The sequence below is a fragment of the Hallella seregens ATCC 51272 genome (assembly GCF_000518545.1).
In the GTDB taxonomy this organism is placed as follows: Bacteria; Bacteroidota; Bacteroidia; order Bacteroidales; family Bacteroidaceae; genus Prevotella; species Prevotella seregens.
On sequence record NZ_JADU01000007.1, the window covers coordinates 25,396 to 41,272 of the forward strand.

Consider the following 15,877-nt stretch of genomic DNA (forward strand, 5'->3'; position numbering starts at 1 on the left):
TCTCCGACCTCACGCGGCCGGGTCGTGGCTGCAGTGCGTGGCGGTCTTTTTCATTATCAGTACGTCCGGCCGTCGAAAAAGGCTACAGCCCATGACGATAATTGACGGTTTTTAACTGATACGCCCAACGGGGTGCACCCTTGGGGGCACATCCCGTTGGGCGAGGGTTGCGCGTGTGCGGCCATCAGCGGCGGCTGCGGGCCGTGGTCGTGGCGGTGCGTGGCCGGGCTGCGGGCTTCTTGCCGGCGGTGCGGGTTGTGGCTGTCGGGGCGTAGATCTTGGGGACCGTGCCCTGCCGCTTGATGTCGGCCTGGGCGGGCGGCATGCAGTTCTGGTCGTTGCATGCACCGTATTCCAGATAGGCGTCGATGGTGTACGAGGGCTTGGTGAAGCGCACTTTCTGCACGAAGCGCACGCTGTTTTCAAAGTAGCGCAGCTGCATGCCGAACAGCTTGTCGAACTTGTTGATCTCGTGGCCGTCGGCCGTGAGCTTGCCCACGAGCTCCACGCCGTTCAGCTTGTTCACGTTGAACGAGGCCTGGATGGGCCCTTCGCTGCCCAGGTCGGTGGAGTAGACGTGCCAGCCCGGGGCCATGGCGCCGGTGAAGACTATCTCGGCTTGGGCGTCGTCGTGGGTGACGAGCTGCGACGTGAAACGCACGGGGCCGGCCGTCTGTGCGTGGGCGAGCATGGCGAACGCCATGGACAACGCCAGGGTTGCAATCTTTTTCATGAGTCCGTGAGTGATATGTTGTTGCAAAGTTATAGTTTTCTTTCGGCCCGTCCAAAAACTTTCGGTTCTTTCTTTGCCGCGGTTTTGGACGCAAAAGATGCCCTCGTCCTGTTGCGGGCGGCAGGAGGGCATGGGGGGGTTGACACGTTTTGACGTTATCGGGGTGTAACCATCAATATGCAAGGATGAAGCGTTTCAGAGTCTTTGGGGTGTGGGCCGTCTGCCTGATGGCCGCTCCCGTTGCGCATGCGCAGGGAGCGCAGGGCGTGTTTGCCGAGCTGTTCGGGGCATCGACCACGTTTGGAATCCATTACGACAGCCGTTTCAGCAGCCGCACGCGCTGGGGCGGACGGGTGGGATTGGCCTATACCCGCTCCCGTTCGCAGGACTTCTTCGATTCCAATCCCGAGGCCACGAGGGGCTGGAGCTTCCCCGTTGCCGTGAACTATCTGGTGGGCCGTGGGCGGCACCATGCAGAGATAGGCGTGGGGGTGAGCTACGGACTCTACACCTGCAAGTATCACGACCCCGCCGGGCGGCAGGTGGAACACGACCGTTCGGGCACTTTCGGCTTTCTGGACCTGGGCTATCGCTACCAGCCCGCCCGCGGCCTCATGCTCCGTACGGGCCTTAACCCGGCCGCGGCCCTGGGCCGGCGCGACCCGTTGGGGCGGAGCGAGCACGGCGTGGATCGCGCTGCCGTTGTCTATCCTTACCTGAGTTTGGGATGGAGTTTCTAAGCCAAGCGGCGGCGGCAAACTTCTCACTGCCCGGCGGCGCCCCGTTTCCGGCCGCGCGATTGCGCCGCAACGGCATCGTGAAGACGGCGTAAACGCGCGGCGTTTACGCCGTTGTCGGCTTGCGTTTGCGCCGTCATGGTCTGGCGATGGCGGCACGGCCGTCGGCCGGCCGCAAAGGGTTAGGGCTGCGTGCCGGCGTCTTTGCCGGTTGTGGGAGCCGTCGGCACGAGCTCGGCAACCATGAAGACGGAGTGGATTTTGCGCTTTTCCACGGGCGGAATCTCCATGTAGTCGTGGAAAAGGTCGCGCAGGTAGGCGTCGGGATTGGCCGGGCCGAGAAACGTGTGGCCCTCGAACGTGATGTCCTTCACGGGGAAAATGCTGTCGCGCCGGTGCATGATGCCGTAGCCGTTGTTGACCAGCGTGTTGCTGAAGAACACGTCCTTGCGGTGCGTGGTGCACACGGCGGCCCAGGCGGCACGCAGCAGGGCATGCTTGGCGCCGAACCAAAACAGCTCGGCTACGGCCCGCCACGAGTAGTAGTGGCGGTGGTGCAGGATGGAGTAGCTGCGCGAGAGCTCGCGCGTGATGCGTCTCACCATGCCGCGCGGGGCCGAGGGATAGGGCACCATGGGGAAGACGTCGACGTACAACCCCTTTTGATAACCCATGGAAAAGTCGTCGCTTGCCTCGACGTAGAACGAGTTGAGGTCGCGTATCTTGATGATGGGCTCCTTGGTGTGCTCGGCTCCCGGCAGCTGGAGCTGCAGGTGGGCGGGCAGCTCGCGGGCGGCCGCGGCCTCGAAACGGGGCAGGTCGTCGCGGCGCATGGCAATGTCGATGTCGTCGTCCCACGGAATGAAGCCTCCGTGGCGCACGGCTCCCAGCAGGGTGCCGCCATCGAGCCAGTAGTCGATGTGGTGCGCGCGGCAGATGCTGTCTACGGTTTTCAGTATCTCCAGCTGCTTCAGTTGGCAGGAGCGCAGCTGCTGCGCCTTGTAGGCATCGAGGTAGGTTGGGGTCATGGCTGCGGGGTGTCGGTTTTCAGAATCTCGAGCGTGCGCTCCACGGCCTCGCCGAAGGCGTAGTGCGGTCGCCAGCCGATAGCCTTGAGACGGCTGTTGTCCAGAATGGCCGTAGAGGCCACGGAGAAGCCGCGCCGCTCGGTCTCCGTGGGCAGGTCGAACACCACACGCGTGCCGGCAGCGCGGGCACAGGCCTGCGCAAAGTCGCGCAGGTGTACGTTGCAGGCCTCGCTGGCAATGTTGTAGGCCCGTGCATCCTCGCCGTGGAGCATCACGTGGAGCAGGGCCGAGACGGCATCGGCCACATAAGTATAGGAGAAAAACTGCGTGCCCTCGCTCTTGAGCACGATGTCCTCGCCGTGCAACGCTTTCCAAATGAACTGCGACGAGGCCTTGCTGTCAGTGGGCAGCACCGACGGGCCGAACACGCGGCTCAGGCGGGCAATGCGCACTGGCACCCCATACTGGGCCGCATACGACTGGCAAAGAGCCTCGCAAGCCCGCTTCGACTCGGTGTAGCACGCCCGGCTTGTGGCCAGATTCAGCTGGCCGGTATAGTCTTCGGTGAACATGTCGGCCCCGCGGGCGTTGCCGTATATCTCGACCGTGCTGGGGTAGAGCACGGTGGCATGGCTGCGCCGGGCCAGCTCCAACGCGTGGCGTGCACCGTCCAGATTGAGCAGCATGGTCTCTACGGGCTGCTGGCTGTAGGCCAGCGGATGGGTGTGGCTGGCCAGCGGAATGATGTAGTCGGGTGCGAGGTCGGGCGCGAAAGGCCGGTCGGCCCCCTGTTCCACAAAGGTGAACAGCGGGCTGTCCAGGGTCTCGCCCAGCCGCTCGGCGGCGCGCTGACGGCTGCGTCCGGCGGCCGTGATGCGGATGGCGGCCCCCTGCGCGTTGTAGCGCATCAGGGCGTCGACAAGCTGTGTGCCGATGAGGCCGGTGGCCCCGGTGAGGAGAATGTGGGTGCCCCGAAGCCGTTCGATGCCCGCGGTGGCGAGGATATGGGCCAGGTCTTCCTGGTAGAGGGGGTGCTGTCTGCTACGTGCTGTCATGGTGGCGGGGAGTTATTTCAGCCAGTCGGAATGGCGGCTCTCCTTGGCAAGATAGCCTTTGAACATCTCGAGGTCGTCCTTGGTGGTGAGCTTGATGTTCTTGTCGCTGCCGGCGGCAAAGTGCAGCCGCACGCCCAGCTCCACCATCATGGTGTTGGTGTAGGCGCTGCCGCGGATGCCGATGCCGCGGGCAAAGGCCTCGTGATACTTCTCGTCGAGCAGCTGGAAGCGGTAGGCTTGGGGTGTGCTGACGCGGCGCAGTGTCTCGCGCGGGATGTATTTCGTGGTGGTGCTGTCGTCTTCGGGGTCCACGATGAATATCTGCTCGTTGTAGGGCAGACTGGTCACGGCGTTGCCATATTTCTGTGCTTTGAGTATCACGTCGGTGAGCACCGAGTCGTCTACCATGGGCCGAATGCCGTCGTGAATGATGATGGTGTCGTCCGGCGAGCACACGCCCTCCAGCCGGTACACGCCGTTTCGTATCGACTCCTGCCCGCTGTCGCCGCCGGGCACCACCCATTTCAGCTTGTCAATGTTGAACTGCCGGGCGTAGGCCCAGAGCACACGCTCCCAGCCTTCGAGGCAAACCACCTCGATGGCGTCCACTTGCGGGTGGCGCTGGAAGCCCTCGAGGGTGTAGATCAGGATGGGTTTATCGAAGACATTGATAAACTGCTTGGGGATGTCCTGCCCCATGCGGTGGCCGGACCCGCCGGCAATGATGATGGCGATGTTCATAAGCTCGTGTTTCGATTAATCTGTGGCCGCCCCGCGGACAACCGCCGGCCAGCCCTCGCAAAAGTAGGAAAAATATCGGGCGCACGCAAGCAAACAGGTGTAATTCTGCCGAAAAAGGGCTAACTTTGCACCGTAAAAGCTAACGAAACACAATATGGAGAATCCTTATGTCAAGCAGTTTCCCGACCTCATGGCGGGCAAGATCATTCTCTACAACCACGGATTCGGGTCGTCTGCAGCCTCGGGCACGGTGGCGCGCATCCGGCAAACCTTTCCCCAGGCCCGTGTGGAGGCGTTCGATCTGCCGATCCATCCGGCCGAGGCCATGGACTTGTTGCGCCGCAAGGTGGACGAGCTGAAGCCCCGGCTCATCCTCGGCACGTCGATGGGCGGCATGTACACTGAGATGCTCTACGGCTACGACCGCATCTGTGTGAACCCCGCTTTCGAGATGGGGCAGACCATGAAAGACCACGGCATGACGGGCAAGCAGCTGTGGCAGAACCCGCGTCGGGACGGCGAGACGGGGTTCTTGGTGACCAAGGCACTGGAGAAGGAGTATCGGGAAATGACCGAACAGTGCTTCAACGCGCTGGAGGCCATGGGGCCCGAGGCGCGCGCCGCCGAGCAACGGCGCGTGTGGGGGCTCTTCGGCGACGAGGACGACGTGGTGGATACCTATGCCCTCTACCGCCGTCACTACCCCCAGGCAGCCCGTTTCCACGGCGGCCACCGCATGGACGACCGCTCGTTCATGAATGGTGTGGTGCCTGTCATCCGCTGGATAGACGACCGGCAGGAGGGCCGCGAGCGGCCCATCGTCTACATTGACAGCAGTACGCTAGCCGACGGCTACGGCAAACCCAAGTCGAGTCTGGCCAAGGCTTTTGCCTTGTTGGTGGAGAGCTACGAGGTGTATGTCGTGGCCCCGGCGCCCACCAATGCCCATGCCGACCTCGCCGACACGGCCTCGTGGGTGGAGCAGTACCTCTCCACACCGGCCCACGACCGCGTGATTTATACCAACCAGAAGCGGCTGCTCTATGGCGACTACTTCATCGACACGGCCCCCGACACGGGTTTCATGGGCACGGGCATCGCCTTCGGCTCTGACGAGTTCAAGACATGGGAAGACATCATCACGTTCTACAGCCGTCTCAAACCAGCCGAGAGTTAGACAGGGCAACAGTGGGAGTTAGACAGAACAACGGTGGGTTTTAGACATAACAACATATTAAACATATGGCTGGCGCGGTGGGTTTTAGACATAGTAACAGAATAACATATTGGCTGGCGCGGTATTTTTTAGACATAGTAACAGAATAACAGGTAGGGTGCGCCATATTTTTGGGGGTAATGATATATTGATGTGTTGATTTTGTGGGCTAAACGGATATTGGCGTAGGGGCCAGCCCCTACGCCAATATCCCCCCACACCACATTCAAAGTCCGTTGTAACAGCTAAAACCCACCGCGCCAGCCATATGTTTAATATGTTGTTCTGTCTAAAATCCACCGTAACTCTGTCTAAAAACCACCGTTACTCTATCTAAAACCACCCATTATTCTGTCTAACTCCACCGCGCGCCACATGGCTTAATACCGGGTTTTGTCTCCTTTGTCTCGCCACAGGTCAAATGCCCGACGGCCCTCTTCGGGCAGCAGGGGCTGGATGGGGCAGTGGCGCTGGGCCAGCGGACGCCCTATTTCCTCATAGATGAAGTCATCGTCGAAGCCGATGCCGGCGGCCGCCTTACGGTCGTTGGCATAGTAAATGCGGTCGAGCCGGGCCCAGTAGATAGCCCCCAGGCACATGGGGCAGGGCTCGCACGAGCAATAGATTTCGCAGCCCGAGAGGTCAAAGGAGCGTAGCCGCGTGCAGGCTGCACGGATGGCATTCACCTCGGCATGGGCCGTAGGGTCGTGGTCCAGCGTGACACTGTTGGAGGCTTCGGCCACCACCACGCCCTCGCGGGCAATCACAGCACCAAAGGGACCGCCCCCTTGGCGCACACTCTTTTCGCTCAAGGCAATGGCCCTGCGCATCAGTTCTTCCTGGTTCATCGTGTTTCGATTTAATGGATAGGGCATCAAAGATAAGCAAAATCCCGAAGAAAGCACCGTAAAGGCCCCAACTTTTTGCACCTGGACGGGCTTTTTCGCCGTTTATTGCCTATCTTTGCAACGCTACAACACCCAGCAGAACATCAAGACATGACCAAGATTGAATACGGATTTACCGACAGTCCTTTCGGCGAGCTTATCGTGGCCCGCACATGGGACGGCATCTGCGACCTGCAGTTTCTCGACCACAACCGCATGGAAACCATTCATGAGCTGGCTCGGCGATGGGGCGAATACACGCCCACCACGCAGAGCGACACCATGGCTCACACCGTGGAGCGCGTCATCTTTGAGGGTTACGACCATGCGTTGAAGCTCGATCTGTGGGGCACCGACTTCCAAAAGGTGGTGTGGCAGGAGGTGATGCGCATTCCCTTTGGCCAGACGGCCAGCTATCAGGAGATAGCCGATCGCGTGGGCAATCCCCGCGGCGTGCGCGCCGTGGCCTCGGCCGTGGCCCGGAATCCTGTGGCTATGCTTGTGCCCTGCCACCGGGTGGTGCACAGCGACGGCACCACGGGCGAATACCATTGGGGGCGCGAACTCAAGCAGAAACTCATTGCATGGGAGCGGACCAGACTGGCCGACCGGCAGTAAACGGGGGTGATGGACAATCGGTTGACAGACATATCGGCCCGCCCCGCCGCCAGCATCGCCGCGGACGGAGTGGCCCGTGAGCTGATGGACACGGTAGCCTCGCTGCCCGACATCCACGCCCGGCATCCGGCAGTGGCCAACCGACTGATGCACGAGACGCTGGTGCAGGTGTGTGCCGAGGGGCTCAAGCACACGCGGTATGGCTTTGGCGACCTCAATGCTCAGGTGGAGACGCTCGTCCGCATGCTCCATATCCCCGCCCCGGAGGCCAATGCCATTCGGCAGATGCGCCGTGACTCCAACCACAGCCGGCCGCTGACGCCCGAACAGCTGCGCTACGACATGCACGCATTGGCCACGCTCGTGGGACGCGTCTACCGTGTGGCCGTGCCCTCAGCACTCACGGATGCCCTGTCCAGCAACCACCCGGAAGCCGAGCGTCGGCCGCGGGCCAATACGCCCGACAGGCGGGCCATCGTGCGCTCGTGGGATGAAAACGTGATTCGGGTGGTCATCGACGAGGACCCGGAGACCGGGGACACGGCCGACGGGCAGCCCCTCTACGAGGTGCGATATACCGAGGAGACACAGTATGCGCGCATGGGCTATTTGGCCGGTTTGCTGCGCGAGGGCATGCAGCTGGGCCTGCTTGGCTGCCACGCCGAGGGGCGCACGCTCACGCCGCGCCTCATCGTGGTGGAGCCCGACTGCCTGATCGACATCAGCACCATTGCCAGTTGTTTCGAGGACTACGGGCACCACCCGTTGCTTTATCTCGTCAGCCGCATGCGTTCCAAGGCCAACAGCCAGCCCATTTTGCTGGGAAACTTTGCTGGAAGCGCACTCGACGACATCATCAACCAGCCCTCTTTCTCGCCGGCCCGCACGCTGATGAACAGCTTTCGGGAGAGGGCAATGGAGTACAGCACGTGCCCCGACTTTGACGGTGAACGGTTCAAACAGGATGCCGCTACGCAGACAACCAACCTGCAGCACGTCGTGGAGGCGTTGCGACAAGAGTTCCGTCTGGACAGGGCCATCCTGGAACCGTCGTTCATCTGTGAGAAACTGGGCATCCAAGGACGCGTGGATCTCATGACCACCGACCTGCAGCTGCTCGTGGAGCAGAAGTCGGGGCGCAATCTTTTTGTGGAGCGTGGGCTCAACAACCGGCATGGGTCGCGGGCTGTGGAGAAGCACTACGTGCAGGTGCTGCTCTATTATGGCATCCTCTATTACAACTTCCACCGGTCGGAAACACACATCCGTCTGCTCTATTCCCGGTATCCGTTGCCCGGCGGTTTGCTCGATGTGGCCAACCTGATGCGGCTGGTCTACGAGGCCATTCGCTTTCGCAACGAGGCCGTGGCCCTGGAGTTCGAGCTGGCTCATGACGGCCCCGCCCGCTTGTTGCCCCGGCTCACGTCCCAGGAACTCAACACCGAGGGCATGCAAGGATTCTTCTACGACCAGTATCTGCGGCCGCAGCTTGACGAGGTGCTACGCCCGCTACAGGGGCTGCGGGGGCTGGAACGCGCCTACTTCTGCCGGATGCTGCGTTTCGCCGTGCGCGAAAACCTGATGGCAAAGGTGGGTGTGGCCGGAGGCGTAGGTAGTTGCACGGCCAACCTCTGGAACATGCCCTTGGCCGAAAAAAAGGAGACCGGCAACATCTACACCGGTCTGCATATTATAAATAAGGAGAAAAGCACGGGGCCGGAAAGCTATGGCGGCTACGACCTCATCACGTTGTCGGTGCCCCATCAGGGGGAGGACTTCCTGCCCAACTTCCGTCGGGGCGACATGGTTTACCTCTACGCCTACCCCGAAGACCAGGAGCCCGACGTGCGTCGAGCCCTGCTCTTCAAGGGCGGGTTGGCTGAAATTCACACCGACAGCCTCACGGTGAAGCTGGCCGACGGCCAGCAAAATGCGGCCATTTTCGACCATTTGCCCTACGGCGGATGGGTGGCGGGCGAGGCTGCACAGGGAAAGCCGTTCGCGTGGTGTATCGAACACGGCAGCAGCGATGCGGGTGGCAGTGCTGCCATACAGGCCATTTACGAGCTGGTTACCTCCACACCCGACCGCAAAGCCCTGCTGTTGGGGCAGCGTGTGCCGCGTTGTGACAAGACAGTCACCCTGTCACGCAGCTATGATGCCGAGCTCGACCCGCTGCTTCTGCGGGCCAAACAGGCCCGCGATTTCTTCCTGCTCGTGGGGCCGCCGGGCACTGGAAAGACCAGCAGGGCCCTGCGGTATTTGGTGGAAGAGGCCTTGGCCGCATCTCCAAATTCCTCCATTCTGCTGCTTTCTTATACCAACCGTGCCGTCGATGAAATCTGCGGCATGCTTGTTGAGGCGGGCATTGGCTTCATTCGGCTGGGCCATGAACTGAGCTGTGCACCGGCCTATGCGCCCTATCTTGTCTCCAACATCGTGGGCGAAAGTCCCCGGCTCGACGACATGCGCGGGCGGTTGCTGCGCACGCGTGTCGTCGTCTCCACCACGTCGATGCTCCAGTCACGGCCTTTCATCTTCAGCTTGAAGCACTTCTCGCTAGCCATTGTCGACGAGAGTTCACAGATTCTCGAGCCTTCCATCATCGGTTTGCTGGCCAGCCACCGCCCCACCGTCTCCCCGGCAGACGGTGCTGCTGCGGCGATGGGCGGCGGGCCTACGTGCAACATCGACAAGTTTATCCTCATCGGTGACTACAAGCAACTGCCCGCCGTGGTGCAGCAGAACGACGAGGAAGCCCGCGTGACCGAGCCCGAACTGCAGGCCATCGGGCTCACCAACTGCAAGAACAGCCTCTTCGAGCGCCTCATCCGCCAGGAACAGGCGGCCGACCGCACCGATTTCATCGGCACGTTGCGCCGACAAGGACGCATGCACCCCGCCATCGCAGAGTTCCCTGGAGAGACGTTCTACTTTGCCGAACGGCTGGTTCCCGTACCCCTGCGTCACCAGCAAGAGACAGAACTTGGCTATGCCTTGCCCGCCCAGGATCGCGTGGACGAGCTGCTCAAACGGCATCGTCTGCTCTTCTTTGCCTCGGAAGACTGCCGCCAGCCTGACCTCTCCGACAAGGTGAATGCCGCCGAGGCCCGCCTTGTGGCTTCGCTGCTACGGCGCATCCGCCGGTTTTATGGCAGTCGTTTCGAGCCCGACAAGACCGTGGGTGTCATCGTTCCCTACCGCAACCAGATCGCCATGATACGTCAGGAGATCGAGCTTCTGGGCTTGCCCGGACTGGAACAAGTAAGCATTGACACCGTGGAACGCTACCAAGGGTCGCAGCGCGACGTCATTATCTACTCGTTTACTATCCAGCAACGCTGGCAGTTGGGCTTTCTCACGGCCAACAGCTTCTATGAGGACGGCCGCCTTATCGACCGCAAACTCAACGTCGCCCTTACCCGCGCCCGCAAACAATTGCTGCTCACGGGCAATGCCCGGACGCTGGCGGCATCGCCCCTTTTCAGCCAGCTCATGGACTATATTCGGGCTCGCGGAGGCTATATAAGTCAAGAAAATGCCGAGAAAAAGGTAAAAAAAGATTAATAAACGGCTGTTGTACCGCTTTTTTTATAACTTTGTCACGACTTGAAAGAGCCAAAGAGAATTAAAAACAAGTAAGGAAATGAAAAAGTTATTCATGACTTTGGTCATCGCCATGATGGCTGTTTGTGCTCAGGCACAGGTGTATTTAGGTGGAACTGTCGGCATAGCCAGCATTGGTTCGCAGGGCGGTGACGACGAAACTTCGTTCAAGTTCTTGCCCGAGATTGGCTACAACCTGAACAATTCTTGGGCAATTGGCACGACGATTGGCTATCGGAAAGGCACTTTTTCCATGCTCAACAACAAGTTGTCCAACGCGAATGACGTCAAGGCTTTCGAGATTTCGCCCTATGCCCGCTGGACTTTCTATCACTCGAAAATGGTGAACGTGTTCCTCGACATGGGCCTCGGTTTCGCGTCTGGAGAGGCTAATCACGTGGACTTCACCGCTTTCAACGTGGGCGTTCAGCCGGGCGTGGCCGTGAATCTGAGCAAGCATTTTACGTTCGTGGGCAAGGTAGGCTTCCTGGGCTACGAGGAAATGAACCCCGAAGGAGACAACAACAACACCCACGCTTTCGGCTTCGACGTGAACGGCAACAACGTGCAGTTCGGCCTTTACTACAACTTCTAAACCGCCCCGAGGCGGTGACGCTACTTTACCATAGGGATATTCCCCCTGTTTTTAGGGGAATCTCCCTATGGCCTTTTTAAGAATTCTTTTACTTTTGCACTTGTCGGATGCAGACCGGAAACCGATCTTGATACGCCCGGCAGCAAGAGAAGACGATCAAATGAATGATTATTTTAACCATTTAAACATAGTGAACATGAAAAAGATTATCCTTTCAGCAGTTGTGATGCTTTCCTCCTTGGCTGGCTATGCTCAGCACGAGGTCGGTACATTGTCATTGAAACCCCAAGTGGGCATGACCATTTCCAGCCTGACCAACGCCCACGCCGATGCCAAAGTAGGCCTTGCCGCCGGTGCCGAATTCGAGTATCAGGCCACCGACATCTTCAGCATCACCGCCGGTGCATTCTATTCTATGCAGGGTGCCAAGTGGAGCGGAATCAGCGTCGACCTGCCTTTCGTGGGCAAGGTAAAGACCGGCGACGTGAAACTCAACCTGAGTTACATCAACGTGCCCATCCTGGCCAACGTGTATGTACTCAAGGGAATGGCCGTGAAACTTGGCGTGCAGCCCGGCTTTTGCGTAGACAAGGACAACTCAATTGCCAAGACTGTAGACCTGGCCATCCCCGTGGGGCTGTCGTATGAGTACAACAACTTCGTGCTTGACGGCCGTTACAACTTCGGTGTGGCCGACGCTTTCAAGTCTGGCGACGCGAAGAACAGCGTGTTCCAGATTACGCTTGGCTACAAGTTCGACCTGTAATCCATGCGCGAAGCGCGTGCCGGACACACGTCATGTATGTGTCGTCCGCACGTCATGCACGTGCCGGCCCGGTGCCGATACCAAAGACTCCCTGAAAGAATGCACTTCATTCTTCCGGGGAGTCTCCTTATATATAAGGTGTGGTCAGCCCACCTGGGAGCCGGGTTTCACCTCGCCGAGCGTCGTGGTGACGGCCAGCGACCCGTCGAAATTGAGGGCGGAGAGAATCATGCCCTGGCTTTCGATGCCCATTATCTTGCGTGGAGCAAAGTTGGCCACGAAGAGCACGTCCTTGCCCACCAGCTGTTCGGGCTCGTAAAACTTGGCGATACCCGAGAGGATGGTACGGTCCTGTCCCGACCCGTCGTCGATGGTGAACTGCAAAAGCTTGTTGCTTTTCTTCACCTTTTGGCAGTCCTTGACGTGCCCCACACGGATGTCGAGCTTCTCGAAATCGTCGAACGGGATGTCGGCCTTGATGGGCGCAGCCTTGTAATCCAGTGCGGCCTGGGCCTGTTCGTTGGTTTGGCGCGTGGCCTCCAGCTTGTCGAGCTGAGCCTGGATGGCCTCGTCCTCGATCTTTTCAAAGAGCAGATGCGGCTTGCCCAGCCGGTTGCCGGCCTTGAGCAGTTCGGTGCTGCCCAGCTCGGCCCAGTCGAAACGTGTCATGCCAATCATGCCACGCAGGTCGCGGCTGCTGAAAGGCAGGAACGGTTCAAAGGCTATGGCCAGGTTGGCCACCAGCTGCAACGAGATGTTCAGAATGGTTTCCACGCGCTTGGAATCGGTTTTCCACACTTTCCAGGGCTCGCATTCGGTGATGTACCGATTGCCGATACGGGCCAGGTTCATGGCCTCTTTCTGGGCCTCGCGGAACTTGAAGGCATCGAGATACTGCTCCACTTTTTCCTTCACATCCTTGAACTCGGCGACAGCCTGACGGTCCACATCCAGCAGTTCGCCGCAGGCCGGCACCACGCCGTCCCAGTATTTCCAGGTGAGTTGCAGGGCGCGATTCACGAAGTTGCCGTAGATCGCTACCAGTTCGGAATTGTTGCGCTCTTGAAAATCCCTCCAGGTGTAATTGTTGTCCTTGGTTTCCGGGGCGTTGGCCGTGAGCACATAGCGCAGCACATCCTGCTTGCCGGGGAAGTCGCGGAGGTATTCATGCAGCCAGACGGCCCAGTTGCGCGAGGTCGAAATCTTGTCGTTCTCCAGATTGAGAAACTCGTTTGCCGGCACGTTGTCGGGCAGGATGTAGCTGCCGTGGGCCTTGAGCATGGTGGGGAAGATGAGGCAATGGAACACGATGTTGTCCTTGCCGATGAAGTGCACCAAGCGCGTCTCCTCGTCCTGCCACCATTTTTGCCATGTGCCCCAGCGTTCGGGCTCGCGGTCGCAGAGCTCCTTGGTATTGGAAATATAGCCAATCGGCGCGTCGAACCACACGTAGAGCACCTTGCCTTCAGCCCCTTTCACGGGCACAGGGATGCCCCAGTCCAGATCGCGCGTCATGGCGCGGGGCTGCAGATCCATGTCGAGCCAGCTCTTGCACTGGCCGTAGACGTTGGAGCGCCACTCCTTGTGGCCGTCGAGAATCCACTGTCTGAGCCACTCCTGATAGTTGTTCAAGGGCAGGTACCAGTTCTTGGTCTGCCGCACCACAGGCTTCGCTCCGCTGATGGTGGAGTGGGGCTCGATGAGCTCCATGGGGCTCAAGTCGCTGCCGCACCGCTCGCACTGGTCGCCGTAGGCATTGGGATTGCCGCAGTGGGGGCAGGTGCCCATGACGTAACGGTCGGCCAGAAACTGGTGGGCTTCCTCGTCGTAGAGCTGCTCGGTGTCCTTTTCCACGAGCTTGCCGTCGTTGTATAGCTTCCTGAAGAAGTCGGAGGCAAACTGATGGTGCGTCTTCGAGGTGGTGCGGCTGTACACGTCAAACGAGATGCCGAACTCCTCGAACGAGTCCTTTATCAGCTTGTGGTAGCGGTCGCACACGTCTTGCGGCGTGAGCCCCTCCTTTTTGGCACGGATGGTAATGGGCACGCCGTGCTCGTCGGAACCGCCTACAAACACCACCTCCTGCTTCTTGAGCCGGAGGTAGCGCACGTAAATGTCGGCCGGTACATATACGCCGGCGAGGTGCCCTATGTGCACGCCGCCGTTGGCATAAGGCAGTGCAGCGGTGACCGTGGTCCGCTTGAACTTGTTGTTTTGCATCTGAATGTAATTTGTAATTTGCGTACAAAATTACAAATTAATCTGCTAACGGGCTATAAAAAGCCCCATGAACTTCGGCCCATTCCGCCTTTTTCGGTGTCAGGGCGGCGGGTGTCACGCCGTCTTGCCACAGCCGGCCGTGTGTCCGGCAACGGCTTCGAGCAGCAGTTCCACCAGCCGCGGCAGGGCGTAGCGTTCGATGTCGGCCTCGGCAATCCAGCGGTAGCCGGGGGGCAGCGTGGGGCGCACATCGGTGTCGAGCAGGTAGAAGTCGGCCAGAAGAATGCGGTGGGTGAGCACGTGCTTCACGCCTTGGCGCAGCAGGGTGAGCCTGCCGTCCAGACGGGGCAGGGGTGCATCCTCGACGAGCAGCGGCTCCCACAGCCCCTGCCAGATGTCGCCCGCGCCGCGTTGACGGATGGCTGTGTGGCCCTCGCAGCGTATATAGACGTAGCTTAGGCGGCGGGTGGCTACCTTGACGGTCTTGAGTTTGACGGGCAATTCCTCGGTGCGGCCCTGCCGCAGGGCCGCGCATCGCTCTGCCAACGGGCAGAGCAGGCAGTTGGGCGACTTGGGTGTACACTGGATGGCGCCGAAGTCCATGAGGGCCTGGTTCACGGCTCCCGCCTCGTGTCCCACGATGAGCTGGTCGGCCATGGCCTGGAACAGGTGCTTGCCCTCCGTGGAGTTGATGGGCGTGTCGAGGCCGTGGACGCGTGCCAGCACGCGGTAGACGTTGCCGTCGACCACGGCGACCTGCAGCCCGAAAGCCAGCGAGGCAATGGCGGCGGCGGTGTAGTCGCCCACGCCTTTCAGCTGCCTGATGGTGTCGAGCGTGTCGGGAAAGCGGCCCAAGGCCGCCACTTGGCGGGCGGCGTGGTGCAGGTTGCGGGCGCGGCTGTAGTAGCCCAGCCCTTGCCACAGGCGCAGCACGTCGTCCTCCGAGGCTGCTGCCAGATCGGCTACGGTGGGATAGCGGGCCATGAACCGCTCCCAGTAGGCCTGTCCCTGACTGATGCGCGTCTGCTGAAGAATCACTTCACTGAGCCAGATGGCATACGGGTCGCGGGTGTGCCGCCAGGGCAAGTCGCGCCCATGCTCGGCATACCACTCGAGCAGCGTGCTGGCAAGGTCGGGCGTGGGCATCTATCTGCCTCCCCCTTTCCGCGTGCATTCGGGGCAGAGCCCCTTGACCACGTAGTTGGCCGTGGCCGCAGTGTAGCCCTCGGGCACGGTCACCGGCGGCACGGGCGTGTCGTAAAGGCAGAAGAGCCGGTGGCAGCTCCTGCAATAAAAGTGGACGTGCGTGTCGTCGTCGTCGCCGTCTTCGTCGTGGCTTAGACACAGTTCATACCTCACCCCGCCCTCGCCGTCGTCCAGCGCGTGCACCAGATGGTGTTCGCGAAAGAGCATCAGCGAGCGGAAGATGCCGCTCTTGTCGATAGTCAGTATGGCCGTCTCCAGGTCGGAGAGCGATGCCGGACGGGGGGCGGCGGCCAAGGCTTTGGCCACCACGATACGGTTGCTCGTGGGCTTGACGCCGTGCTGTTGGAGCAGTTTTACGCAGGTCGATTCATCCATTACAGTTGCAAAAATAGCAATTATTCCGCGTTTTTCGCCATGCCGTCGCGTTAAAATCGCTATCTTTGCAGCAGATAACCAACCACAGCCAACA

The 15,877-nt window shown here is 60.3% G+C and carries 14 protein-coding genes; 6 read left to right on the top strand and 8 right to left on the bottom strand.

Annotation, left to right across the window (positions count from 1 at the left end; genetic code table 11):
* Nucleotides 1-184 precede the first annotated feature (184 nt).
* Entirely contained in the window at nt 185-733 is a 549-nt protein-coding gene (locus L888_RS0102505; protein ID WP_245594802.1) for a protein-disulfide reductase DsbD domain-containing protein, read from the bottom strand.
* 185 nt (nt 734-918) lie between these two features.
* On the opposite strand from L888_RS0102505, the gene L888_RS0102510 reads away from it, so the two are divergent.
* On the top strand, nt 919-1,473 hold the full coding sequence (locus L888_RS0102510; RefSeq protein WP_027951742.1) for a hypothetical protein: 555 nt from the start codon (nt 919-921) through the stop codon (nt 1,471-1,473).
* A gap of 179 nt (nt 1,474-1,652) precedes the next feature.
* On the opposite strand, the gene L888_RS0102515 is transcribed toward L888_RS0102510, so the two are convergent.
* From L888_RS0102515 to L888_RS0102525, 3 genes are read right to left on the bottom strand one after another with little or no spacing between them, the layout of a single operon-like run.
* On the bottom strand, nt 1,653-2,498 hold the full coding sequence (locus tag L888_RS0102515) for a LicD family protein (protein ID WP_027951743.1): 846 nt from the start codon (nt 2,496-2,498) through the stop codon (nt 1,653-1,655).
* Entirely contained in the window at nt 2,495-3,553 is a 1,059-nt protein-coding gene (locus L888_RS0102520; protein WP_027951744.1) for an NAD-dependent epimerase/dehydratase family protein, read from the bottom strand. The genes L888_RS0102515 and L888_RS0102520 overlap by 4 nt, the downstream gene beginning before the upstream one ends.
* Nucleotides 3,554-3,565: 12 nt before the next feature.
* Entirely contained in the window at nt 3,566-4,294 is a 729-nt protein-coding gene (locus tag L888_RS0102525) for an IspD/TarI family cytidylyltransferase (RefSeq protein WP_005845063.1), read from the bottom strand.
* Between the two features lie 154 nt (nt 4,295-4,448).
* On the opposite strand from L888_RS0102525, the gene L888_RS0102530 reads away from it, so the two are divergent.
* The gene (locus tag L888_RS0102530; RefSeq protein WP_027951745.1) at nt 4,449-5,471 is read left to right on the top strand and encodes a YqiA/YcfP family alpha/beta fold hydrolase; all 1,023 of its coding nucleotides are present in this window, start codon (nt 4,449-4,451) and stop codon (nt 5,469-5,471) included.
* A gap of 419 nt (nt 5,472-5,890) precedes the next feature.
* Here L888_RS0102530 and L888_RS0102535 read toward each other — a convergent pair whose 3' ends face one another.
* Complete coding sequence (locus L888_RS0102535; protein WP_005845060.1) at nt 5,891-6,358, bottom strand: nucleoside deaminase; 468 nt, start codon at nt 6,356-6,358, stop codon at nt 5,891-5,893.
* Between the two features lie 150 nt (nt 6,359-6,508).
* Between L888_RS0102535 and L888_RS0102540 the strand changes: the two genes are divergently transcribed.
* The 4 genes from L888_RS0102540 (at nt 6,509) to L888_RS0102555 (ending at nt 11,982) form a co-directional block, all read left to right on the top strand.
* The gene (locus L888_RS0102540) at nt 6,509-7,015 is read left to right on the top strand and encodes a methylated-DNA--[protein]-cysteine S-methyltransferase (protein ID WP_027951746.1); all 507 of its coding nucleotides are present in this window, start codon (nt 6,509-6,511) and stop codon (nt 7,013-7,015) included.
* 9 nt (nt 7,016-7,024) lie between these two features.
* A complete protein-coding gene (locus L888_RS0102545) occupies nt 7,025-10,582 on the top strand; it encodes a DEAD/DEAH box helicase (protein ID WP_027951747.1) in 3,558 nt (1,185 codons plus the stop codon).
* A 79-nt stretch (nt 10,583-10,661) separates the two neighbouring features.
* On the top strand, nt 10,662-11,216 hold the full coding sequence (locus L888_RS0102550) for an outer membrane beta-barrel protein (protein ID WP_005845054.1): 555 nt from the start codon (nt 10,662-10,664) through the stop codon (nt 11,214-11,216).
* 196 nt (nt 11,217-11,412) lie between these two features.
* Nucleotides 11,413-11,982 (top strand): outer membrane beta-barrel protein, encoded by a 570-nt coding sequence (locus tag L888_RS0102555; protein WP_027951748.1) that lies wholly within the window; start codon nt 11,413-11,415, stop codon nt 11,980-11,982.
* Between the two features lie 144 nt (nt 11,983-12,126).
* Here the strand turns inward: L888_RS0102555 and metG are convergent, their stop codons facing one another.
* The 3 genes from metG to L888_RS0102570 form a co-directional block, all read right to left on the bottom strand.
* Nucleotides 12,127-14,202, bottom strand: coding sequence for a methionine--tRNA ligase (gene metG / locus L888_RS0102560; RefSeq protein WP_005845050.1), 2,076 nt, complete (start codon nt 14,200-14,202; stop codon nt 12,127-12,129).
* Between the two features lie 114 nt (nt 14,203-14,316).
* Nucleotides 14,317-15,348, bottom strand: a complete 1,032-nt coding sequence (mutY, locus tag L888_RS0102565; RefSeq protein WP_027951749.1) for an A/G-specific adenine glycosylase — start codon at nt 15,346-15,348, stop codon at nt 14,317-14,319.
* The gene (locus L888_RS0102570) at nt 15,349-15,783 is read right to left on the bottom strand and encodes a Fur family transcriptional regulator (RefSeq protein ID WP_005845047.1); all 435 of its coding nucleotides are present in this window, start codon (nt 15,781-15,783) and stop codon (nt 15,349-15,351) included.
* Nucleotides 15,784-15,877 lie beyond the last annotated feature (94 nt).

Bases quoted from the DNA above. Each gene is read 5' to 3' on its own strand.
- L888_RS0102505 (WP_245594802.1), bottom strand. From the start codon at position 733: ATGAAAAAGATTGCAACCCTGGCGTTGTCCATGGCGTTCGCCATGCTC.
- L888_RS0102510 (WP_027951742.1), top strand. From the start codon at position 919: ATGAAGCGTTTCAGAGTCTTTGGGGTGTGGGCCGTCTGCCTGATGGCC.
- L888_RS0102515 (WP_027951743.1), bottom strand. From the start codon at position 2,498: ATGACCCCAACCTACCTCGATGCCTACAAGGCGCAGCAGCTGCGCTCC.
- L888_RS0102520 (WP_027951744.1), bottom strand. From the start codon at position 3,553: ATGACAGCACGTAGCAGACAGCACCCCCTCTACCAGGAAGACCTGGCC.
- L888_RS0102525 (WP_005845063.1), bottom strand. From the start codon at position 4,294: ATGAACATCGCCATCATCATTGCCGGCGGGTCCGGCCACCGCATGGGG.
- L888_RS0102530 (WP_027951745.1), top strand. From the start codon at position 4,449: ATGGAGAATCCTTATGTCAAGCAGTTTCCCGACCTCATGGCGGGCAAG.
- L888_RS0102535 (WP_005845060.1), bottom strand. From the start codon at position 6,358: ATGAACCAGGAAGAACTGATGCGCAGGGCCATTGCCTTGAGCGAAAAG.
- L888_RS0102540 (WP_027951746.1), top strand. From the start codon at position 6,509: ATGACCAAGATTGAATACGGATTTACCGACAGTCCTTTCGGCGAGCTT.
- L888_RS0102545 (WP_027951747.1), top strand. From the start codon at position 7,025: ATGGACAATCGGTTGACAGACATATCGGCCCGCCCCGCCGCCAGCATC.
- L888_RS0102550 (WP_005845054.1), top strand. From the start codon at position 10,662: ATGAAAAAGTTATTCATGACTTTGGTCATCGCCATGATGGCTGTTTGT.
- L888_RS0102555 (WP_027951748.1), top strand. From the start codon at position 11,413: ATGAAAAAGATTATCCTTTCAGCAGTTGTGATGCTTTCCTCCTTGGCT.
- metG (WP_005845050.1), bottom strand. From the start codon at position 14,202: ATGCAAAACAACAAGTTCAAGCGGACCACGGTCACCGCTGCACTGCCT.
- mutY (WP_027951749.1), bottom strand. From the start codon at position 15,348: ATGCCCACGCCCGACCTTGCCAGCACGCTGCTCGAGTGGTATGCCGAG.
- L888_RS0102570 (WP_005845047.1), bottom strand. From the start codon at position 15,783: ATGGATGAATCGACCTGCGTAAAACTGCTCCAACAGCACGGCGTCAAG.